The organism is Kitasatospora sp. NPDC059577 (assembly GCF_042735475.1).
Taxonomy (GTDB): Bacteria; Actinomycetota; Actinomycetes; order Streptomycetales; family Streptomycetaceae; genus Kitasatospora.
In genome coordinates, this window is sequence record NZ_JBHWBZ010000031.1 from 20,017 (window position 1) to 41,969 (window position 21,953).

Genomic DNA, 21,953 nt, shown 5'->3' on the forward strand with positions numbered 1-21,953 from the left:
ACGGGGAGGGCGTCGGGGATGCCCGGCTGACGTTCCGTGATCGGTGGTTTGACGCAACGGCACTTCGTGACATCTCGTCAGATCGCTTCTACGGCACCGTCCTCACCCGAACGACCACAGCGGCCGCAGGTGGTTCACAGTTCCGTCACGGCCCCTTGGAAGAACACCCTCAACATCCATTGTCGCCACGCATGTTCGAAGGTAGAGTCGCCGTTCGCCGAGCACGGATGAGCACTTCTCGGCTCCATTTGGGGCGGGCATGTCAAATAATCGTGGTTCCCTCCGGGTCGTCCCCGACCTGATCGACGTGTTCAGCGAAATCGCACGTCGAAATCCCCGTCGTCCGGCGATCGTCCACAACGGACACGCCCTGAGTTACGGCCGGCTCCTGGAGTCGGCGAACGCCCTGGCCACACGCCTGGGCCCGGATCCCGGCACGGTCGCCGTGCCGGCACTCCACACCCCGGAAACGGTGGTCGCACTTCTCGGCGTGCTGGCCGCCGGGGGCACCTATTGCCCCGTCGATCCGGCATTCCCGACGGCCCGCCGACAAGCCATGGCGGCGGCCGCACGGTGCCGTTCCGCGGTGTCCGGACGATCCGGTGACGTCCTCCGACTCGACCTCCCATTACGGGAGTTACCAGAACCACCCGAATTCACCGGGGACCCCCCGGGACGGCCCCCGGCGAACCCCGCCGGGAACGACCCGGAACAACCGGCCTACATTCTCTTCACGTCGGGTTCGACCGGGCAGCCGAAACCCGTCGTGACACCCCGCCGGGCCGTCGCGACCACCGCCCGGGCCCTGGGCGATCTGTTCGGCCTCACCCCCGAGGACCGGGTGCTCCAGTTCGCCTCGCTCAACTGGGACACCTGCTTCGAGGAGATCCTCCCGGCCCTCACCACGGGCGCGGCCCTCGTCCTGGACCGGGATGCGCACAGCGGGTCGTTCCCCCGGTTCCTGCGGATGGTCGAACGCGAACGGATCACCGTGCTGGACCTGCCGACCGCCTTCTGGCACGAACTGGTCCACCACCTGGTCGACTCGGGCGACCGACTGCCGTCCTGCCTGCGCCTGTTGGTGATCGGCGGGGAGGCCGCCGGACCGGCCCGACTGGCCGACTGGGCCCGGCTGCCCACCGGAGCGGTCCGGCTGCTGAACACGTACGGCTGCACCGAGACCACCCAGATCACCCACGCCGTGGACCTCGCCGGCCCACTGGCGCCCGGGCGGACCTGGGACGGCACCACCCGCGCGCCGATCGGCCGCGCCCTGCCCCACGTCGTCGAACGCCTCGACGAACAGGGCGAGTTGCTGATCGGCGGGCCGGCCCTCGCGCTCGGCTACCTCGGCCTGCCCGAGGCGACCTCGACGCGGTTCACCACCCTGGACGGCGGGCGGTTCTTCCGCACCGGCGACCGGATGAGCCGCGACCCGGCCGGTCTGCTCACCCACCAGGGCCGCCTGGACGGCGAGTTGAAGGTCCGCGGCATCCGGGTGGACCCGGCCGAGGTCGAGGCGCACCTCACCGGCCACCCCGAGGTCACCGCCGCCGCCGTCACCGGCACCACGGCGGCCGGCCGCACCACCCTGGTGGCGTACGTGGTGGCGCGCCCGCACACCCGGGCCCGGCAGCTGGACCGCGAACTGCTGTCCTACCTGCGGGACCGGGTCCCCGGCCACCTGGTACCGGGCCGGATCACCCTCGTGCCCCGACTGGTGCACACCCCGAGCGGAAAGATCGACCGGGCCGGCTGCCACCTGCGCTACGCGGCTTCCCCCGACAGGTCGAAGGAGACCTCCCATGAGCACTGACCTCACCACCCCCGCCGGCCCGAACACCGGCACCGGTTCCACGGCGGACGACCTGGTGGCCGTCTTCCGGCGCGTCCTGGAACGCGAGGACGTCACCGCCGACTCCGACTTCTTCGACCTCGGCGGGGACTCCCTGGTCGCCACCCGGGTGCTGAGCGCGGTCGCCCGCACCCACGGCGTCGAGTTGACCTTCGACGACTTCCTGCTCGCCCCCACTCCGGCCCGCCTGGCGCACCGCATCGCGACCGTCGCATGAGCGAGGACCACAGACGCGAGGACCACAGACGCGAGGGCGACGGACGTCAGGGCCACGGACGCCAGGACCGCCGGGGCACCGCCGTGGTGGTCGGCGCCGGACTCGCCGGGCTGACCGCGGCGACCGGACTGGCGGCGCGCGGATTCGACGTCACCGTCCTGGAGGCCCGGGACCGGGTCGGCGGACGCACCCACGGCATCGAAGCCGCCCCCGGCGCCTGGGTGGACGGCGGCGCCGCCTACCTGGGCGACCGGCACACCGAACTGCTCTCACTGGCCTCGGAGTTGGGTCTCAAGACCACCCCCACCACGATGCTCGGCGCCAGCCGCTTCGCACTCGACCGCGACCCCGATCCCGACCCCGACAGCGCCCCGGCGGACCGGACCGGCACCGGCACGGCCACCGGCACCGCCACCCGGGACGGCCGGTTCCCGCCGCTCAACGCCGTCGCCCTCGGCGACCTCTTCGAGCGCCTCGCCCAACTCACCGCCGCCGTAAGGCCGGAGGCCCCCTGGCTGACCCCGGACGCCGAACGGCTGGACACCCTGACCGCCGCCGAGTGGGCCGAGCAACACCTCTCCCACCCGGACGCCAGGCTCTTCTTCCCGCTCTTCCTGGGCGAGATGTGCGCCGCCGACCCCGCCGACGTCTCCGTCCTGCACCTCGCCTTCTACCTGCGCTCCGGCGGCGGTCTGCGCTACCTCAACGCCTTCGCCGGAGGCGCCCAGCAGGACCGGATCGACGGCGGTGCCCACCGGCTGTGCGAGCGGCTGGCCGAGCGGCTGGGTGACCGGGTACGGCTGGGCGAGGCGGTCCTGGCCGTCCACCAGAACGACCGCGCGGTGACCGTCCGCACCGACCGGAGCGCGTACCGGGCGGACGTCGCGGTGATGGCTCTGCCCCCACTGCTCGCCGACGCGATCGCGTACGAGCCCGCCCTGCCGGTGCCCCGGGCCGGGGAGCGCACCGCGCGCGGCTGCGCCGTCAAGGTCCACCTGGTGTACCCGGCGCCGGTCTGGCGCGACCACGGCCTCTCCGGCTGGTCGGTCAACGCCCGGGGTCCGCTGCTCTCCACCGTGGACGACTCCCCCGAGGGCGGGATCGGCGTCCTGACCGGCTTCGTCACCGGTGCCGAGGCCCACCGGTTCGGCGCGCTCACCCCGGAGCAGCAGCGCGCCGAGGCCCTCGCCCAAGCCGGGCGGCTGTTCCCGATGCTCCCCGAGCCGGTCGGCTTCCACGTCACGGACTGGCTCGACGACCCGTTCAGCCGGGGCTGTTACGCCGCGCTGCTGGGGCCCGGGGATTGGACCCGGCTCGGCCCCACGCTGACCGCGCCGCACCGCCGGGTGCACTGGGCCGGCACCGAGACCAGCACCGCGTTCTTCGGGCTGATGGAGGGCGCGATCCGCTCCGGCCACCGGGTGGTCGCCGAGGTCCTCGACCGCGGCTAGCCCGACCGCACCCACCGGCACCTCCGCACCACTCCCCGCCTCCGCACCTCCGCACTCCCTCACCCCCGCACCCCCTCACACCCCCGCACGCGCACGCGCACGCCCCGACGGGCCCGCGGGCAGCTCCCCCCACCCCTCCCCCAGGCGCCGGTTCCACGAGAACCCCGCGCCCGGCACCCCACGTCCGGAGACCGCCATGAGCGACCAGAGTCCCATCGCGCCCCTCGCCGCCCGGGAGCGGCTGATGACCGAACCCGCCCTCGGGGCAGGCAACTTCCTCGACCACGCGGTCGCGGCGAACCCCCACCGGTCCGTCCCGTTCGTCTTCACCCACCGCACCGACCACCGCGGTGAGGTCGTGCTGCGCGGCCACAGCCTGCTCGACCTGGTCGCCCTGCGCGACCGCTACGCCGCCTGGTACCACGCCAACGGTGTGCGCCCCGGCGAGCCGGTCGCCGTCGTCATCGCCGAGGGCCTGGAGCCGCTGCTGCACTTCCTCGCACTCACCTCGCTGGGCGCCGTCCCCGCGCTGGTCAACGACGCGATGCGGCACGACGTGATGGTCCGTTACCTGGACCACGTCGGAGTGGTCGGGGTCGTCGCCGACGACACCACCCGACTGGCCGCCGCCTACCGCGAGGACCCCGGGCGCCGTCCGCGCTTCCTCGCGCTCGCCGCCGAGGTGCGGGCCTTCGACGCCGCCGCCGTCGAGCTGCCCGCCGATCACCCGTACCGGCACGGCGCCGACGACGTGGTGGCGCTGATCCACTCCTCCGGAACGACCGGCACCCCCAAGTCCACCATGCTGGCGCACCGCGGGTTCTGGGACGGCAAGCAGCCGCGCATGGTGCGCTTCCCCGCCGAGCCGTACGACCGGCTGATGTCGCTGATGCCGCACACCCACGCCGGCGGCCTGAGCTACTTCCTCACCGCCGTCCTGCTGGGCCTGCCGGTCGTGGTGATGTCGGACTGGCGGCGCACCGTGGTGGAGCCGGTGATGGAGGCGTTCCAGCCGACCATGGTCGCCTCCTTCCCGCGCACCTTCGTCGAACTGGCCACCGGGGAGCTGCCGGTGCGCGGCGCCGCCCGGGTCCACTCCTGGTTCAACACCGGCGACAGCGCGCACTTCGGGCACGTCCGCCGGCTGGTCACCCTCGGGGAGCGGCCCGCCGGGCTGATCCGCCCCTGGCTGCTGCCGCAGCAGAAGGCCGAGCAACCCGCCCTGCCCGGTTCGCAGTTCGTCGACGGACTGGGCTCCTCGGAGATGGGCATGGCACTGTTCGGTCAGGTCACCACCCCGGAGAGCGCGCGCGACGACCGCTGTGTCGGCAAGCCGCTGGAGGTGGTCCGCAAGGCCGCCGTCCTGGACCTCGACGGCTCCGAAGTCCCGGACGGGACGGTCGGGCTGCTCGCCGTGGACTCCCCCTCCCTGACCCCGGGCTACTGGAACGACGAACGGCTGACCGCGAGCTTCGAGCTGTCCGGCTACTGGCTCACCGGCGACGTCGCCCGCCGCGACGCCGACGGCCGCTACTACCACCTCGACCGCACGGTGGACGTCATCGACACCGCCGCCGGCCCGGTCTACAGCCTGCCGATCGAGGAGGTGCTGCTGGCCGACTGCGCGGACCTGGTCCGGGACTGCTCGGTGGTCGGCGTCCCGGCAGGCCCCGGCACGGGACAACACCCCATCGCCGTGGTGCAGTTGCAGGAGGACACCGCCGACACCGACGCCGACTCGGTGCGGGCCGCAGCCAACGGGGCGCTGGCCGCGGCCGGGCTGACGGCGCTCGCCGCCGTCCGGATCGCCCGGACGGCGGCGGACTTCCCGCTCGGCCCGACCGGCAAGGTGCTCAAGCGCGAGCTGCGCACCCGCTACGCCACCCTCCTCACCGGCCAGTAGACCACCATGGACCACCCCGTGATCCGCCAGCCCTACCAGTACGCGCGGACGGCGCTGGTCGAGCCCGACTGGCGCCGGCTGCCCGGCTGGCGGCAGGTCACCGAGGCGCAGTGGCGCGACGCCCAGTGGCAGCGCGCCCACTCCGTCAAGAGCGCCCGCCAGCTGCGGGCGGTCGTCGGCGACCTGCTCACCGACCGGTTCTACGACGAACTCGTCGCCGACCAGGCCGACTTCGCCACCATGCCGATCCTGCTGCCACCGCAGGTCCTGAACACCATGGCACCCGGTGCCCCCACCACGCCGACGGCCTTCACCGAGGCGTTCCTGGCCGACCCGGTGCGCCGCTACATGCTGCCGGTGCGCGCCGACCGCCACCCGCGGTGGCCCAGCCACCCGCTGGCCGAGCGGGACTCGCTGCACGAGGCGGACATGTGGGCGGTCGAGGGCCTGACCCACCGCTACCCCACCAAGGTGCTGGCCGAGCTGACCGCCACCTGCCCGCAGTACTGCGGGCAGTGCACCCGGATGGACCTGGTCGGCACCTCCACCCCCCAGGTGGCCAAGACCCGGCTGCTGCTGCGCCCCGCCGACCGGCAGGAGCAGATGCTCGACTACCTCAAGCGCACCCCCTCGGTGCGCGACGTGGTGGTCTCCGGCGGCGACGTCGCCAACGTGCCCTGGCCGCGCCTGGAGTCCTTCCTGCTGCGGCTGCTGGAGCTCGGCTCGGTGCGCGACATCCGCCTCGCCAGCAAGGCCGTGGTGGGCCTGCCGCAGCACTGGCTGCAGCCCCGGGTGCTGGAGGGAGTGGCGAAGGTCGCCGGGATCGCCGCCGGCCGCGCCGTCAACCTGGCGGTGCACACCCACGCCAACCACGTCCGGTCGGTCACCCCGCTGGTCGCCGAGGCGGCCCGGGCCCTGCTGGACGCGGGCGTCCGGGACGTCCGCAACCAGGGCGTGCTGATGCGCGGCGTCAACGACACCCCGGAGGACCTGCTGGACCTCTGCTTCGCCCTGCAGGGCGAGGCGAACGTCCTGCCGTACTACTTCTACCTCTGCGACCTCGTCCCGGGCGCGGAGCACTGGCGGACCCCGCTGCACCGGGCGCAGCACCTCCAGGAGGCGATCATGGGCTACCTGCCCGGGTACGCCACCCCGCGCCTGGTGTGCGACGTCCCGCGCGTCGGCAAGCGCTGGGTGCACCAGGCGGTGGAGTACGACCGCGAGCGCGGCATCTCCTACTGGACCAAGAACTACCGCACCGGCCTGGACGCGACGCCCGACGGCGACGGCGACGGCCCGCAGGCCGCGCTCGACCGGCGGCACCCCTACTACGACCCGGTGGACACCCTTCCCGAGTCCGGCCGCCGCTGGTGGGCCGGGTCGTCCGCAGCACCCCACCCGGCCGGACCGGCCCACCCGGCCGGCCCGTCCCGCACGCCCGACCCGGCCCGAGGAGCACGATGAGCGCCCACCCCCCGACCGGCGGACTGCGCCGGATGTGCTGGATCTTCCCCGACCGGGAGTCCTCCCGGATGGCCGAGATGTGGCACGGGTTCTTCTGGGACCTCTACGCCGAGTGCGCCGCGGACCTCGGACTGCGCTGGAGCCGGCACGCCCCGGAGGCGGTCTCGGTCGACGCCACCGGGCCGGGGCGCCCCCGGGTGTACGTGGACGACGAGCCCGTCACGCCCGAGGACACCCTCTTCATCACCGCGCTGTACTCGCTGCCGTACCAGTCGATGGACGTCTTCAACCAGTACGCGCTCTACGCGGTGCTCGAACAGGCCGGTTTCTACCTGCCGTTCCCGCCGCAGGTCTCGCTGATCGGCAACGACAAGCTGGCCACCCTGCTGTTCCTGGCCGGCTCTCCGGTGCCGACCGTCCCGACCGTGCGGATCGGGACCGGGCGCGACACCGGCAAGCACGTCTACGAGGTCGCGCTCGGGACCATGACCTACCCGGCCATCGTGAAGCCCTCGGGCTGGTGCGGCGGCGGCGGGATCAACCTGGCCCGCGGCCCCGAGGACGTCCGGGGGCTGGCCAGCCTCGCCCAGGGCGGCGACACCACCCTGGTGGTCCAGCCGTACCTGGGCGACGGCACCGTCGACTACCGGGTGTACGTGGTCGACGGACAGCCGTACGCGGTGATGAAGCGCACCCCCGAGCCCGGCTCCCCGGTCGCCAACGCCAGCCGCGGCGGCACCATGGAGTTCCCCCCGGTGCCCCTCGAACTCGCCGCCGCCACCGCCTGGTTCGCCGAGCGGCTGCCGATCCCGTTCTTCTGCGTCGACTTCCTGTACGACGGCGAGCGGTACTGGTTCTCCGAGCTGGAGCCGGACGGCGTGATCGCCCCGGACCTCACCGACCCGGAGCGCACCCTGCAACGGGACGTCACCCGGGCCCGCTTCGCCGCCTGCCGGGACGGCCACGCGAAGTGGCTGGCCGACGGCGCCCGCCCGCTCACCCTCGACCTCACCCCCTCCCCTGCCCACCGGACGGACCGCCGATGACCGCCTTCTCCCTCTCCCCCGAGGCCGCCGGGCCCCGGCTGCCCGTGGCCCGCCGCACCCTGGAGCGGCTGCGGAGCGTCCCCGCACTGGCCCCGCGCTACCCGAGCCACCTCGACGCCGGGTCCCTGGAGCAGCTCGCCGCACTGCCGCCCCTCGCCAAGGACGATCTCAACACCGCCCTCGCCCACCTGGAACCGGCTGCCGAGCACTCCGCCACCTGGCTGTTCCAGAGCGGCGGCAGCACCGGCGCCCCCAAGGTCGGCTACGCCCCCACCGGCTTCTACATGGCCGGTGTGCACGCCCACTGGCAGCCGCTCGACCGCACCGACGTGTTCGTCAACGCCTGGGGCGCCGGGCGGATGTGGGGCGCGCACTTCCTCGCCGCCGCGCTCGCCGACCTCTCCGGCTGCCGGATCATCGCGCTCGGCTCGGTCGCCGGGGAGGAGTACGGCGACTGGCTGGCCTTCCTGGCCGCGCGCCGGGTGACGGCCATCGGCGGCACCCCCAGCGTGCTGCGGCTCTGGTTCGCGCACGCCCGGGCCGCCGGGGTCGAACTGCCGTCGCTGCGCAAGGTGTTGTGGCTCGGCGAGGCCTGGCAGGAACAGCTGACGGAGGACCTGGCGGCGGTGGCGCCGCAGGCGCGCCGCTGGGGCATGTTCGGCAGCACCGAGACCTGGGTGGTGGGCACCAACACCCCGCACTGCCCGGCGGACGTCTTCCACCCGCTGCCGTCCCAGCTGGTGCACGCCGACGCCGGAGGCCTGCTGGACTTCACCACCCTCGACCCGGAGATGCTCAACCCGGTGCTGCGCTACCGCACCGGCGACGCGGGCGAGTTGACCGCCTGCCCGTGCGGCCGGCCGGAACCGGCGATGCGCGTCCTGGGCCGGCGCGACAGCGTCGTCCAGGTGCGCGGCCTCGGGCTGGACGTGGACGAGCTGATCGCCCGGGCGGAGCGCGAGCCGGGCGTGGCCCGGGCCCAGGTGGTGCTCACCGAGCAGGGCGGCCGGGCCGCCTCCGTGGAGGTGCTGGTGCTGGCCGCCGGCCCCGGTGCCGCCCCCGACGTCGAGCGGCTGCGCAAGGAGCTGTTCGGCGCCACCTTCACCCTCAGCACCGCCTTCCAGCACGACCCCGGGTCCTTCCGGGTGCGACCGGTCGGCGAACTGGTCAGCAACGGCCGCACCGGCAAGACGGCGGCGCTGGTCGTACGGGAGGAGTCGTGACGGCGGCACCCGCGGCGGACGCCGCCCGGAGCGGCACGCAGCCGCCCGCCCGCCCGGCGCCGCTCGGCCGGAGCTTCTCGGTGTTCTGGGCCGGACAGAGCGTCAGCCTGGTCGGCGACAAGGTCACCGTGTTCGTCGTCCCGACCCTGATGATCTTCGTGCTGCACGCCTCCGCCCTCCAGGTCGGTGTGGTGGCGATGGCCCAGTACCTCGGGATCCCACTGCTCGGGCCGGTCGCCGGGGTGCTGGTCGACCGCTGGGACAAGCGACGGACGATGCTGGTCTGCGACCTGGTCCGGCTGGTCGCCGTGGCGGCGATCCCGCTCGCCTACGCGCTGGACGTGCTCTCCACCCCGCTGCTGTTCGGCTGCGTGGCCGTCATCAGCGGCGCGACCATCGTCTTCAACGTCGGCTACCTGGTCGCCGTCCCCGCCGTGGTGCCCGAGGACGGCATGGTCCGCGCCTACTCCCGGCTGGAGGGCAGCGGCTCGGTCGCCGAGGTCGCCGGGCCCTCCGTCGCCGCCGCCCTCTACGGCGCGCTCGGCGTGGCCGCCCTGCTGGTCGACGCGGCCAGCTACCTCGTCTCGGCGGCCTGCTTCCGCTCGATGCGCCCGTGGGGCGAGCGGACGGTCGAGGCCGGGTCGATCCGGGAGCGGCTGACCAGGGGCTTCCGGCTCAACTGGGCCGACCCGGTGCTGCGCCGGGTGGTGCTGGCCGCCGTCACCCTCAACTGCGGCGGGCCGGTGTTCGTCACCGTGCTGCCCGTCCTGGCCTACCGCGGCCTGGACGTGCGGGTCGGTGTCTTCGGCGCGGCCATGTCGGTCGCGGCGGTGGGCGCGCTGGCCGGCGCACTGGTCGCGCCCCGGCTCTCCCGGCGCTTCGGCCTGGGCCGCACGATGGCCTGGTCGCTGCTGCTGCACTGCCTGGTCGGACTCGGCGTGCTCGCCGCGCCCGCTCTGCCCGCCGGACCGGTCATCGCGGTGACCATGGGCTGCTACGGCTTCTTCATGTCCTGCATCAACGTGTGCAGCGCCCCCGCCCGGCAGTCCCGGATGTCCGCGCGCAACCAGGGCGTGATGCACGCCGCCTTCCGCACCGTCACCTGGGGCGTGATCCCGCTCGCCGCGCTGGTCGGCGGCCTGGCCGTCTCGCTGCTCACCGGCCCGCTCGGGATCCTGGACGCCGCCCGGGTGGTGATGGCCGGCGGCACCCTGCTCGCCGCCTGCTCCTTCCTCCCGGCCCTCGGCCTCCAGCCGCTGCTCGACGCGGCCGAACGCGAGCGGGCCGCCGAGGCCGCCGCGTCCGCTCCCGCAGCGCTCCCGGAGGCCGGCGCATGACCGACCCGCACACCGGCCCCGCTGCCCTCACCAGCCCCACCGACCTCGCCGACCCCGCTGCCCCTACCGATCTCACCGACCCCGCCGGGCGGGTCCTGCTGATCACCGGCACCTCCTCCGGCATCGGCCTGGCCACCGCCGTCGCCGCGGCCCGGGCCGGGTACACCACCGTCGCGACGCTGCGCGAGCCCGACCGGGCCGGGCCGCTGCGCGCCGCCGCCGAGGCCGCCGGGGTCACCCTGGACGTCCGCCGACTGGACGTCACCGACCCCGCCTCCGTCACCGCCTGCCTGGACGCGGTGCGGGCGGCGCACGGGCGGCTCGACGCCGTCGTCAACAACGCGGGGGTGTCCAACTCCGACCCGACCGTGGAGATGTCCACCGACGCGGCGCTGCGCGCCAACCTGGAGGTCAACTTCTTCGGCGTCGCCGCGGTCAGCCGGGCCGCACTGCCGCTGCTCCGCGCCTCGGGCGGCCGGCTGGTCACCCTCGGCAGCGTGCACGGCGTGGTCGGCCAGCCCTTCAACGAGGCGTACTGCGCGGCCAAGTTCGCCGTCGAGGGGTTCATGGAGGCACTCGCCCCGGTCGTGGCGGCGCACGGCGTCCTGGTCTCCGTGGTGGTGCCCGGCTTCGTCCCGGACACCCGGTTCGGCGTCTTCCCCGACATCGACCGGACCACCCTCGGCGCCGCCTCCGGCCCGTACGCGCCCACCTTCGCCGGCTACCTCGACTGGGTCGGCGGACAGGGCTGGGAGTCGGCCGGCCAGCCGGCCCGGGAGGTCGCCGAGGTCGTGGTCCGGACCCTGCGCGAACGGCGCCCGCCGTTCCGGGTGCCCACCGGCCCGTGGGCCGCCGACTACCTGGCCGCCAAGCTCGCCGACCCCGACGGCTCCGCCGTCCAGACCCTCGCCCGGACCTGGCTCGGGCAGCCCGCCCCCGCCGTCTGACGTCTCCCTCCCCATCCACGGAGTCCGCCCATGCCCGCGAAACCCCTGGCCGAGCTGATCCGGATCGCCCGCGCCGACTCGCCGTTCTACGCCGAGCTCTACCGCGACCTGCCCCCGGACGTCGACCGGCTCGACCTGCTCCCCGTGATCGACCAGGCCGCGTTCTGGGCCGCCAACACGTGGCCCGACAACCGGGTGCTGACCGGCCCGCTCACCGACGCCGGCGTCTACAAGACCGGCGGCACCACCGGCGTCCCCAAGTTCTCGCCGTGGACCCGCACCGAGCACGCCGACTCGGTGACCGCCTTCGGCGCCGGACTCGTCCGGGCCGGGCTGCGGCCCGGGCACCGGGTGGCCAACCTCTTCACCGCCGGCGAACTCTACGGCGGCTTCCTGTACATCGAGAACGCCCTGCACCACGCCCCCGTGGACAACGTCCGCCTCGGCGTCGGCGGCGCCGCCCCGAACCCGTACGTCGCCGACCTGATCACCGGCTTCGGCGTCCAGGTGCTGGCCGGCGAGCCGATGAAGCTCAGCGCCGTCGCCGAGTGCCTGATCGGGCGCGGCGAGAGCGCCGAGGGGGTGGAACTGCTGCTGTTCGGCGGGGACCTGCTCTTCACCGACCTGCGCCCGCTGCTCTCCCGCGCCTTCCCGAAGGCGGCCGTCGCCTCCGTCGGCTACGCCTCCAACGACGCCGGGCTGGTGGGCGCGCCCGTCCCCGGGGACGACGTCCGGGTCCACGAGGCCTTCGCCGACCGCACGGTGGTGGAACTCCTCGACGAGGTCACCGGCGAGGCGATCACCACGCCCGGCACGCCCGGCCGGGTCGTGGTCACCAACCTCTTCCGCACCCTGATGCCGATCCTGCGCTACCCGACCGGCGACCGCGCCGAGTGGGCGGACGACGGGTGCCGCCGCTTCCGCCTGCTCGGCCGCTCAACCCGACTGCGGCCGGCCCCCGATGACGACGCTCTGCCCCCGGAACTCGGCGATCACCCTGCCGTCCACCCGGCGCACCGTCACGTCGTAGATCCCGCTGCGCCCGGCCCGCGAACGCTCCACCGCCTCGGCGACCAGCTCGTCCCCGACGGCCGCCGGGGCCAGGAAGGCCACCTGCGCGGCCTGGGCGACGGTCACCGGACCGTGGCTGTTGCAGGCGTACGAGAACGCCGCGTCGGCCAGCAGGAACAGGAAGCCACCGTGCGCGGTGCCGTGCCCGTTCACCATCGTCGCGGCCACCGTCATCCGCATCACCGCACGGCCGGTGGACGCCTCCTCCAGGGCGATGCCCAGCGTCCGGCTGGTCTCGTCGCGCTCGTACAGCGCGGCGATCACGGGGTCGAACATGGCGTCGCGGTCCCTCCGTCGGCGGTGTCCGGCCCAGCGTAGGGGACGGACCGCCTCCGGTCACGGGCCGTCGGACCGGTAGTCCGGCAGTCCGGCGGCCCGGCAGTCCGGCAGTCCGGCAGTCCGGCAGTCCGGCAGCCTCACGCCAGGCAGCGGCCGATGACCAGTTCCGGGCGGATCCGGATCCGCAGCGTGTCCGCCGCGTCGGCGGTGCCCCGGCGGACCTGGGCGTGGCCGAGGACGGTGACGAACCAGCCGGAGCCGTCCCGGCCGTCCACCTCGTCGGCCTCGAAGGCGATCACCGCGCCGTCGACCGCCCGGGCCAGTCCGGCCTCGGCGGGTGCGGAGACGAGCACGCCGCCGGGCACCAGCCGGAACGGCACCGGCAGGACGGCCGGGAGGGCGTCGACGGTGTAGACCACCCGTCCGACGTCGGCCCGGCCCAGCAGCTCCAGGGCCCGGTTCCGGTCGAGTTCGCGGAGTTCGGGCAGCGCGGGCCGGTCGGACGAGGAGTGCCGGGGGTCCCGGACCTGATCGTGGTTCATGCGAGCGATGCTCACCCGGGGCCGGGTCCGATCACGAGGGCCGATGGTCCCGGCGGAGCCCGCCGAGGGCCCCGCACCGCGGTACCACCGGCCCCCGGGCCGGTCAGCCCCGGCCACCGCGCAGCGGGGAGGACTGCGCGGCAGCGGACGCCTGGCGCAGCTCGGTGGCGATCAGGGCCGCCTGCACCCGCCGCTCCACGCCGAGCTTGGCGAGCAGCCGCGAGACGTGGTTCTTCACCGTCTTCTCGGCGAGGTAGAGGCGTTCGCCGATCTGCCGGTTGGTCAGGCCCTCACCGATCAGCGCCAGCACCTCCTGTTCGCGCACGGTCAGCCCGGGGCCGGTGGTGACCGGCTGGGCGGGTTCGGCGTCGCTGCGCAGCCGGTTGAGCAGGCGGGTGGCGGCGCCGGGGTCGAGCATCGAGCGGCCGGAGGCGACGGTGCGGACGGCGGCGACCAGGTCGGTGCCGCTGATCTGCTTCAGCACGTAGCCGGCGGCGCCCGCCATCACGGCGTCCAGCAGTGCCTCCTCGTCGTCGAAGGAGGTGAGCATCAGACAGGCGAGGTCGGGCATCCGGGAGCGCAGTTCACGGCAGACCGACACGCCGTCGCCGTCGGCCAGCCGGACGTCCAGCACGGCGACGTCGGGGCGCAGCGCCGGCACCCGGACCAGCGCCTGCTCGGCGGTCGCGGCCTCGCCGACCACCTCCAGGTCCGGCTCGCCGTCCAGCAGGTCGTGCACCCCGCGGCGCACCACCTCGTGGTCGTCCAGCAGGAACACCCGGACCGGGGCCGGGGTCCCGGCCCCCTCCGTCTTGGTCGCCATCACGCGGCTCCACCTTCGTCACCCCCGCACACTCCCAGCGGGGCCCAGGGCATCATCACCCGCGGCGCGGCCGGGTCCCAGGGTCGAACGGCCCCATTGCGCCGGGTTCAGCGCCCCGGACGGCGGACGTTCCCCAGCCCCATCAGCAGGAACGCGAGGGCGACCGCCGCGCCGCTGACCGCGGCCAGGACCACGCGCGGGCCGGCCCCGCCGCCGCCCGACAGCAGGATCGCCGCCGCGCCCAGCGAGGCGACGGCGGCGCCGACCACCAGCCAGCCGGCGAGGGCGACGGCGAGCGGCCGGCCGGTGCGCGGTGCCGGGCCGGTGTCCAGCGCGGCCCAGCGCGCCGCCGTCTCCCGCACCTCGCGCCGGCGGTCCCGGAGCGCCCGCACCCGCAGCGCCGTGCCGCCGACCAGACCGGCGAGGGCGATCTGCGCGGCGGGCCGCCAGTCCGGTACGACGAGCAGCAGTCCGCCCGCCAGCGCGAGCGCCGCCCACCACAGCACGCAGGCCGCCGCGGCGGTCCGGGTGGAGCGGGGGCGGTCGGCACCGGCCTGGAGGTCGGCGATGGCGGGCAGGTACCAGACACAGCCGCTCGCGGTGAGGGCAGCGGTGCCGATGGCGAGAACGGTGTGGTTCACGACCCGGCCTTCCTGGTCACGAAGGGGTGAGGGAGCGGGGCCGTCCCCGCCCGCCCGGGGGCAGCGACGCGGGCGGGGACGGCGTTCGGGGGGCGGCCTCAGCCGTCCGAGGGGGGCGGGTCGTCGGTCGCGGCGGTCGCGGTGGACGACGCCGGGGCGCCGGACGCCACGGTCGGTGCGGCCGGTGCGGCCGGTGCGGTCGAGGAGGCGGCGGGGCCCGAGGACACCCGCGCCCGGTCCGCCCGGCTCAGCGGCCGGTCGTACTTCACCGGCTCCACGTCGCCCAGGTGGGCGGCGGGCTTGCCGCTGTGCACCAGGACGTCGCGGGCCGCGATGTCCGGGTGGTGGAGGTCGAAGGCCGGGGATTCGGAGCGGATCCGGGGCAGCTTGACGAAGTTGTGCCGCGGCGGCGGGCAGGAGGTCGCCCACTCCAGGGACCGGCCCCAGCCCCACGGGTCGTCCTCGGTGACCTTCTCGCCGTACTTGGCGGTCTTCCAGACGTTGTAGAGGAACGGCAGGATCGACAGGCCGAGCAGGAAGGAGCCGATGGTCGAGACGGTGTTCAGGGTGGTGAACCCCTCCGAGGCCAGGTAGTCGGCGTAGCGGCGGGGCATGCCCGCCGCGCCGAGCCAGTGCTGCACCAGGAAGGTGGCGTGGAAGCCGACGGTCAGCGTCCAGAAAGTGATCTTGCCGAGCCGCTCGTCGAGCTTCTTGCCGGTCATCTTCGGCCACCAGAAGTGGAAGCCGGCGAACATCGCGTACACCACGGTGCCGAAGAGCGTGTAGTGGAAGTGGGCGACGACGAAGTACGAGTCCGAGACGTGGAAGTCGATCGGCGGCGCGGCGAGCAGCACGCCGGTCAGACCACCGAAGAGGAAGGTGACCAGGAAGCCGACCGTCCAGAGCATCGGGGTCTCGAAGCTCAGCGAGCCCTTCCACATCGTGCCGACCCAGTTGAAGAACTTCACACCGGTCGGGACCGCGATCAGGAAGGTCATGAAGGAGAAGAACGGCAGCAGCACCTGCCCGGTGACGTACATGTGGTGCGCCCACACCGTCACCGACAGGCCCGCGATGGCCACCGTCGCGGCGATGAGTCCCGCGTAGCCGAACATCGGCTTGCGGCTGAACACCGGGATGACCTCCGACACGATGCCGAAGAACGGCAGCGCCAGGATGTACACCTCCGGGTGCCCGAAGAACCAGAACAGGTGTTGCCACAGCATCGCCCCGCCGTTGGCCGGGTCGAAGACGTGCGAGCCGAACTTGCGGTCGCACTCCAGGGCCAGCAGCGCGGCGGCCAGCACCGGGAAGACCATCAGCACCAGCACCGAGGTGAGCAGCACGTTCCAGCAGAAGATGGACATCCGGAACATCGTCATGCCCGGGGCGCGCATACAGATGATCGTGGTGATGAAGTTGACGGCGCCGAAGATGCTGCCGAAGCCGGAGAGCGTCACGCCCATGATCCACATGTCGGAGCCGACGCCGGGCGAGTGGACCGCGTCGGACAGCGGCGCGTAGAGGAACCAGCCGAAGTCGGCGGCGCCCTGCGGGGTGGCGAAGCCGGCGGCGGCGATCAGCGAGCCGAACATGAACAGCCAGAAGGACAGCATGTTCAGCCGCGGGAAGGCCACGTCCGGGGAGCCGATCTGCAGCGGCATGATCCAGTTCGCGAAGCCCGTGAACAGCGGCATCGCGAACAGCAGCAGCATCACCGAGCCGTGCATGGTGAAGGCCTGGTTGAACTGCTCGTTGGAGAGGATCTGGGTCCCCGGCCGGGCGAGTTCGGCACGCATGACCAGGGCGAGGACGCCGCCGATCAGGAAGAACGCGAACGACGACACCAGGTACATGGTGCCGATCGTCTTGTGATCGGTGGTGGTCAACAGCCTGACCAGGGCCGAACCGGGCCTCCTGGCCCGAACCGCCGCGGCCGGTACGGCCGTCGGCGGTCGCGTGGGGTCGCCCTGTGCCTGGATGGCGCTCAAGGACCCACTCCTTAGGAACGTCGTACGAATGATTGGCGCTCCATGATCCGAACAGGCCGCCCCCCGGCCCCAGGGCCCTTGGGCCCGCCCGCCCGGGGCCGCTGGACCCGAGTTCCCGGCGCCGGACCGGGACTTCCCGACCGGTGAGCCGGGACCTCCCGGCCGTCGGCCCGTCCACTCGGGCCGTGCTCGCCCGACTGCGGAGCCCCGGTCGAGAACCACCGGAGCACCGCCCTCCCCGCACACCCGAACACCCGGCCGGCGAACGCCCGTACGCCGGCCGCGCACCGGGCCCCGGCGCCGTCGCGCACCCGGCCCGACCTGCCGGAACACCGTCCGCACCGCGGTGCGGAACACCCCGCCGGTCCGGCCCCCGGACGCCCCGGTTGTGAGGACGGCGTGCGCGAACCGGCCCGATTCCGTGCCCTTCAGCCCCGATCGACCGTCAAGTAGCCTGCGCGCAGCGACGACCGCGGTCGAACCGTCGGTCGCACCGCGCACCGCACCACGCACCGCAATACGCACCGCACCGCACCGCACCCGCCCACGCACAGCCCGCCCACGCACAGCCCTCACCCTCGCCGGACGGTCACGCCCCGCCCTCGCCCCGGAGGTACGCCGATGCCCCTGGCCCAGCCCGCCGCCGCCACCCGGCTGCGCTTCTCCGTCCTCGGCCCGCTCACCGGCGAGGCCGCCGGCCGGCCGCTGGCCCTCGGGCCGCTGAAGCAGCGGCTGGTGCTGGCCGTCCTGCTGAGCCGCGCCAACACGGCCGTCCCGGTCGACCTGCTCACCGACGCCGTCTGGCCGGAGGAGCCGCCGCGCACCGCCCGCAAGAACCTCCAGGTCTACATCTGCACCCTGCGCACCCTGCTCGGCCGCGAGGAGGGGCCCGACCGGCTGGTCCACTCGGCCGGCGGCTACCTGCTCCGGGCGGCCGAACCCGAGCTCGACCTGCTGCAGTTCCGCGCCCTCGCCAGGGCCGGCCGGGCCGCGGCCGACGGCGGCGCGCTCGCCCCCGCCGCCCGGCTGCTGCGCCAGGCCCTCGACCTGTGGCACGGCGCGCCGCTCGCCGACCTGCGCTCCTCACCCGCCGTCGAGGCCGAGGCACGCCGGTTGGAGGCCCGCTGCCTGGGCGTCCACGAGGACTGGGCGGAGACCGAGTTGGAGCTGGGCAACGCCGCGGACGTCGTGGAGGAGCTGGCCGAGCTCGCCGAGCGCCACCCGCTGCGCGAACGCCTCCAGGCGGCCCGGATGAACGCCCTCCACCTCTCCGGCCGCCAGGCCGAGGCGCTCGCCGTCTACGACACCCACCGCCAGCTGCTCGCACGCGAGTTGGGCCTTGAGCCGAGCCCCGCGCTGACCGCCCGCTACCGCGAGCTGCTCGCCCGCGGCCGGACCGGGCCCGCCGCGGCCCGCCCGGAGCGCGGCACCGCCCCGCACGGCGACCTGCTGCCCGCCGACACGGCCGACTTCACCGGCAGGACGGCCGAACTGCGCGAACTGGTCGACCGGTTGGGCGAGGGCAGCGGCCGCGTCACGGTGCTCTCCGGGCCGGCCGGCAGCGGCAAGACCGCGCTCGCCGTCCACGCCGGCCGGCTGCTCGCCGACCGTTTCCCGGACGGCCGGCTGCTGGTGCGGCTGCGCACCGGCGACGGCACCCCGCGTGCGCTGCCCGAGGTGCTCGCCGAACTGGCCTCCCTCACCGCCCGGCCGGGCGCCTCCCCGGCGGATCGCGCCCCCGCCGACCCCGGCCGGGCCACCGCCCTCTGGCGCGCCTCGCTCGCCGGCCGCCGGATGCTGCTGGTCCTGGACGACGCCCCGGACGAGGCCGTGGTCCGGGAACTGCTGCCGGGTCACGGCCCGAGCGCCGTCCTGGTCACCTCCCGCAGCCAGCTCGCCGGGCTGGCCTCGGTGCACCGGACCACCGTCCCGCCGCTCACTCCCGCCGAGGCCCTGGAACTGCTCGGCCGCATCGTGGGCACCGGCCGGATCGGCACCGACCGCGCGGCCGCCGCCCGGATCGTGGACGCCTGCGGGCTGCTGCCCCTCGCCGTCCGGGTGGCCGGCACCCGGCTGGCCGTGCTGCGCCACCTGCCGCTCGCGGAGTACGCGGCCCGGCTGGAGGACCCGGCGGGCGCCCTGGACGAGCTGGAGGCCGGGGACGTCACCGTCCGGGACCGGCTCGACTCGGGCTGGCGGGACCTCACCGACCAGGGCCGCCTCGCCCTCGCCCGGCTCGCCGCCCTGCCGCTGTCCCTGCTCTTCACCCTCCCCGAGGCGGCCGCCGCCCTCGGCCGCCCCGAGCGGCTGGCCCTGCGCACCCTGGAGGCGCTCACCGACACCGGGGCCGTCACCTCGCCCACCGGGGAGGTCACCGCCCACGCCGCGCTCTACGCGCTCCCCCGGCTCACCCACCTGCACGCCCGCGAGCACGCCGCGGACCCGCTCACCGTGGTCTCCTGACGCCGCGATCTCCTGACGCCGCGCCGGGGCCGGAGGCAGCCGCGAAGGGCCCGGGGACGGCTGCCCCCGGGCCGCCGGGCCACCGAGCCCCCGAGTCACCGGCCTTCCCGGCCGCCTGGCCCCCCGGCCACCCGGCCGCCCGGCCCCCCAGCCCCCGGCCTCACCCCAGGGTCAGCAGGTCCAGCACGTCCCCCCGCTCCTCCTCCAGCCCCCACAGCCCCAGCAGCACACCCGCCGCCCCGGTGTGCAGGTCCGCCGAGAACCGGCGCAGCCGCATCCCCGGCACCAGCAGCCCCTCGGGCCGCGCCACCAGGTGCCACTGCAGCCGCGCCACCTGCCCGGCCACGGCCTCCGGCGCGCCGCCCAGCCCCCGCAGCGCCAGGGTCAGCCCGACCCGTCCCCGGAACAGCCCGGGTTCCCGGACGAACCCGGGCCCGCAGACCGTCCGGACGTCGGCCAGGAACTCCTGCCCGCCGGGCAGTGCGGCCGTCTCCAGGTACTCCCGGAGCACCAGCGCGATCCCGCTGCTCCCCCGGTCCAGGTAGGCCAGCCGCCGTCCGGCCTCCAGCACCTGCAGCGACCCGTCCGGCACCCGTACGCACTGCGCCACGGCGCGCTCCAGCGCCAGCCGCGCCGCGTCCAGCAGCCACGGCTCGCCGGTCCGGCGGTAGAGCCGCAGCTGCAGCAGGGCGATGCCCGCCAGCCCGTACAGCAGCCCGGCCGCCGAGGGCGCGTCCAGCCCGTCCACCGGCTCGCCGCGGACCACCGCCGCCAGCTCGCAGGCGTCGGCCAGCGCGTCCGCCTCCTCCCGCCGGCCGCCCAGCGCCTCCGCCAGCCGCAGCCGGGCGAGCGCGGCACCGGCCCGCCCGCCGAACAGGCCGACCTGGCGCGCCGGACGGGCGGTGCGGGCCGCCGCCAGCAGTTCCGCGGCCGCCTCCGCCCGCCCGGTGCGGGCCAGCACCACGGCGGTGCCGAGCGGGCCGTCGTACAGCCCGCCCGTGCCCGGCCGGGCCCCGCGCCGGCGCAGTGCCGCGACCAGCCAGTCGGCGTACTCCTGCGGCCAGTCGGCGCCTGCCCGGTGCAGCGCGTACAGCACGCCGGCGGCGCCGTGCGCGACGCCCGTGCCGCCGTCGGCGAACCCGGCGACGTCCCCGGGGAAGAGCCGGTCCGGCCGGTCGGGGGTGGCTCCCGCGTGGATGCCCGCGACCAGTTCGCGGCGGGCCCGCGTCCAGGACGGGCCGTCCAGCAGCTCCCGGCCCCGCCGTTCGCTCACCGACTCCGTCCGCGCCGTCAGCACCCCTGGACGCACCGGCCCCTCCTCCGGCCCGAGTCCGAACCACTCCCGCGCCCGCCGTTCCAGCGCCGTGAGCTTCCCCTCGTCGCGGTCGGCCAGCTCCAGCACCGGCATCAGCAGCATCAGCCAGGTCGCCCACAGCATGTACCGGTCCGCGTCGGTGCCGTCGAGCCCCGGCGGGATCCGCAGCCCGGCCGCGCCGGCCGCGGGCACCAGCCGGTCGTCCGCCTCCGCCGCGTACTCGAAGTCCACCAGCACCACCGAACCGTCCGGCCGGAGCCGCACGTTGGCCGGGTGCAGGTCCCCGAAGCGCACACCCCGCCCGTGCAGCGCGCCGAGCGCCTTCTCCAGCCCGGCGACCACCCCGTCGACCCACTGCGCGTACTCGGCGCGCTGCTCGGCCGTGCAGTCCTGGTGCACCAGCGGGTAACGCCGGACCGCCTCGTCGAACAGCTGGACGCCCTCGACGTGCTCCTGCACGAGGAAGGTGTGCTCCCACACCGTCCGCACCTCGTGCAGCCGGGGCACGCAGTCCAGTCCGGCCAGCCGCTCCAGCGCCCACTGTTCGCGCCGCAGCCGGGTCACCGCGTCCGCCCCGGCGGCGTCCAGTCCGGCGTGCGGACGGGCTTCGCGCAGCACGACCCGCTCCCCGGTGCCCGGGCGCTCGGCGAGGTAGATCCCGCCGGCGGCGGAGAACTGCAGCACCTCCAGGATCCGGTACGGCAGGTCCCCGACGGCCGCGTCCCGCGCGGCCAGGTGCGGGCGCAGCACCTCGGGCGGCTCGACCCACTCCGGCAGCCGGAACACCGGCTCGCGCGGGTCCGGGACGAGGGTGCCGGAGGGGTCCCGCAGCGCGGGCACCAGCCGTCCGGCCCCGTCCTCGCACCAGAGTTCGACGAACGCGCCGTAGCGCGCGTACACCGGGGCGGTGCCGATCCGCAGGTCGGTCAGCACGTACGGTCCGGGGCGGCCGTCCAGTTCCCGTGCCAACTCCTCGGCCAGTGCGGCGAATTCCGCGTCCGACCGGGGGTAGGCGGTGATGAACTTGCCGCTGCTCCCGCGCCCGGTGAACTTGCCGTTGGCGACCCGCAGCGCCGCCGCGCTGCGCAGGAACTTGAACGCCACCCGGCGCTGCGCGCAGATCCGGTGGACGACGTCCAGCGTCTCCTCGGCGCCGTCCTCCACCGCCGACACGTGCAGCTTCCAGCCCTGCTCCGGCAGCGGGACGCCGTCGGGCCGCAGCACCGTCCACAGCCCCCGCTGCTCGCGTCGCCAGCCGGCGGGCGGTTCGCCGAGCCCCGGCGCGTAGCGGCTCGCCCGGTCGCGCAGTCGGCCCGGGGTGTCGTAGTACATCGGGTCGGCGAGGCAGTACAGCTGGGTCTCGTGGGCGCCGGCCATGGCGCGCC

The 21,953-nt window shown here is 74.9% G+C and carries 17 protein-coding genes; 10 read left to right on the forward strand and 7 right to left on the reverse strand.

All coding sequences use genetic code 11. From position 1 onward, the window contains the following. Nucleotides 1–259 precede the first annotated feature (259 nt). The 9 genes from ACFV0O_RS23340 (at nt 260) to ACFV0O_RS23380 (ending at nt 11,443) form a co-directional block, all read left to right on the forward strand. Complete coding sequence (locus tag ACFV0O_RS23340; RefSeq protein WP_380344914.1) at nt 260–1,816, forward strand: AMP-binding protein; 1,557 nt, start codon at nt 260–262, stop codon at nt 1,814–1,816. Further along, nucleotides 1,806–2,072, forward strand: coding sequence for an acyl carrier protein (locus ACFV0O_RS23345; RefSeq protein WP_380344916.1), 267 nt, complete (start codon nt 1,806–1,808; stop codon nt 2,070–2,072). The genes ACFV0O_RS23340 and ACFV0O_RS23345 overlap by 11 nt, the downstream gene beginning before the upstream one ends. After that, nucleotides 2,069–3,523 carry a flavin monoamine oxidase family protein gene (locus ACFV0O_RS23350; RefSeq protein WP_380344918.1) on the forward strand — a complete coding sequence of 485 codons (1,455 nt, stop codon included), beginning with the start codon at nt 2,069–2,071 and terminating at the stop codon, nt 3,521–3,523. Before ACFV0O_RS23345 ends, ACFV0O_RS23350 begins: the two co-directional genes overlap by 4 nt. Before the next feature lie 196 nt (nt 3,524–3,719). Continuing rightward, nucleotides 3,720–5,426: a class I adenylate-forming enzyme family protein gene (locus ACFV0O_RS23355; RefSeq protein WP_380344920.1), complete on the forward strand. Its 1,707-nt coding sequence runs from the start codon at nt 3,720–3,722 to the stop codon at nt 5,424–5,426. Between the two features lie 6 nt (nt 5,427–5,432). Next, the gene (locus ACFV0O_RS23360) at nt 5,433–6,890 is read left to right on the forward strand and encodes a KamA family radical SAM protein (protein WP_380344922.1); all 1,458 of its coding nucleotides are present in this window, start codon (nt 5,433–5,435) and stop codon (nt 6,888–6,890) included. Continuing rightward, nucleotides 6,887–7,936 carry a RimK family alpha-L-glutamate ligase gene (locus ACFV0O_RS23365; RefSeq protein WP_380344924.1) on the forward strand — a complete coding sequence of 350 codons (1,050 nt, stop codon included), beginning with the start codon at nt 6,887–6,889 and terminating at the stop codon, nt 7,934–7,936. The genes ACFV0O_RS23360 and ACFV0O_RS23365 overlap by 4 nt, the downstream gene beginning before the upstream one ends. Further along, nucleotides 7,933–9,159: an AMP-binding protein gene (locus tag ACFV0O_RS23370; RefSeq protein ID WP_380344926.1), complete on the forward strand. Its 1,227-nt coding sequence runs from the start codon at nt 7,933–7,935 to the stop codon at nt 9,157–9,159. The genes ACFV0O_RS23365 and ACFV0O_RS23370 overlap by 4 nt, the downstream gene beginning before the upstream one ends. Next, complete coding sequence (locus tag ACFV0O_RS23375; protein WP_380344928.1) at nt 9,156–10,496, forward strand: MFS transporter; 1,341 nt, start codon at nt 9,156–9,158, stop codon at nt 10,494–10,496. Before ACFV0O_RS23370 ends, ACFV0O_RS23375 begins: the two co-directional genes overlap by 4 nt. Further along, complete coding sequence (locus tag ACFV0O_RS23380) at nt 10,493–11,443, forward strand: SDR family NAD(P)-dependent oxidoreductase (protein WP_380344930.1); 951 nt, start codon at nt 10,493–10,495, stop codon at nt 11,441–11,443. The genes ACFV0O_RS23375 and ACFV0O_RS23380 overlap by 4 nt, the downstream gene beginning before the upstream one ends. A gap of 677 nt (nt 11,444–12,120) precedes the next feature. On the opposite strand, the gene ACFV0O_RS23385 is transcribed toward ACFV0O_RS23380, so the two are convergent. From ACFV0O_RS23385 to ctaD, 6 genes are all read right to left on the reverse strand, one after another. Further along, nucleotides 12,121–12,279 (reverse strand): hypothetical protein, encoded by a 159-nt coding sequence (locus ACFV0O_RS23385; protein ID WP_380344931.1) that lies wholly within the window; start codon nt 12,277–12,279, stop codon nt 12,121–12,123. Between the two features lie 100 nt (nt 12,280–12,379). Further along, a complete protein-coding gene (paaI, locus tag ACFV0O_RS23390) occupies nt 12,380–12,790 on the reverse strand; it encodes a hydroxyphenylacetyl-CoA thioesterase PaaI (RefSeq protein WP_380344932.1) in 411 nt (136 codons plus the stop codon). Nucleotides 12,791–12,930: 140 nt separating this feature from the next. Beyond that, nucleotides 12,931–13,335 (reverse strand): pyridoxamine 5'-phosphate oxidase family protein, encoded by a 405-nt coding sequence (locus ACFV0O_RS23395; protein ID WP_360254464.1) that lies wholly within the window; start codon nt 13,333–13,335, stop codon nt 12,931–12,933. Nucleotides 13,336–13,438: 103 nt separating this feature from the next. Next, nucleotides 13,439–14,158, reverse strand: a complete 720-nt coding sequence (locus ACFV0O_RS23400; RefSeq protein ID WP_380344935.1) for a response regulator — start codon at nt 14,156–14,158, stop codon at nt 13,439–13,441. Nucleotides 14,159–14,265: 107 nt separating this feature from the next. Continuing rightward, entirely contained in the window at nt 14,266–14,799 is a 534-nt protein-coding gene (locus ACFV0O_RS23405) for a hypothetical protein (protein WP_380344937.1), read from the reverse strand. Between the two features lie 98 nt (nt 14,800–14,897). Further along, nucleotides 14,898–16,655 carry a cytochrome c oxidase subunit I gene (gene ctaD, locus ACFV0O_RS23410; protein ID WP_380345000.1) on the reverse strand — a complete coding sequence of 586 codons (1,758 nt, stop codon included), beginning with the start codon at nt 16,653–16,655 and terminating at the stop codon, nt 14,898–14,900. A gap of 756 nt (nt 16,656–17,411) precedes the next feature. Between ctaD and ACFV0O_RS23415 the strand changes: the two genes are divergently transcribed. Beyond that, nucleotides 17,412–19,253: a BTAD domain-containing putative transcriptional regulator gene (locus tag ACFV0O_RS23415; RefSeq protein WP_380344939.1), complete on the forward strand. Its 1,842-nt coding sequence runs from the start codon at nt 17,412–17,414 to the stop codon at nt 19,251–19,253. 160 nt (nt 19,254–19,413) lie between these two features. On the opposite strand, the gene lanKC is transcribed toward ACFV0O_RS23415, so the two are convergent. Continuing rightward, nucleotides 19,414–21,945 (reverse strand): class III lanthionine synthetase LanKC, encoded by a 2,532-nt coding sequence (gene lanKC, locus ACFV0O_RS23420; RefSeq protein ID WP_380344941.1) that lies wholly within the window; start codon nt 21,943–21,945, stop codon nt 19,414–19,416. Nucleotides 21,946–21,953: the final 8 nt, after the last annotated feature.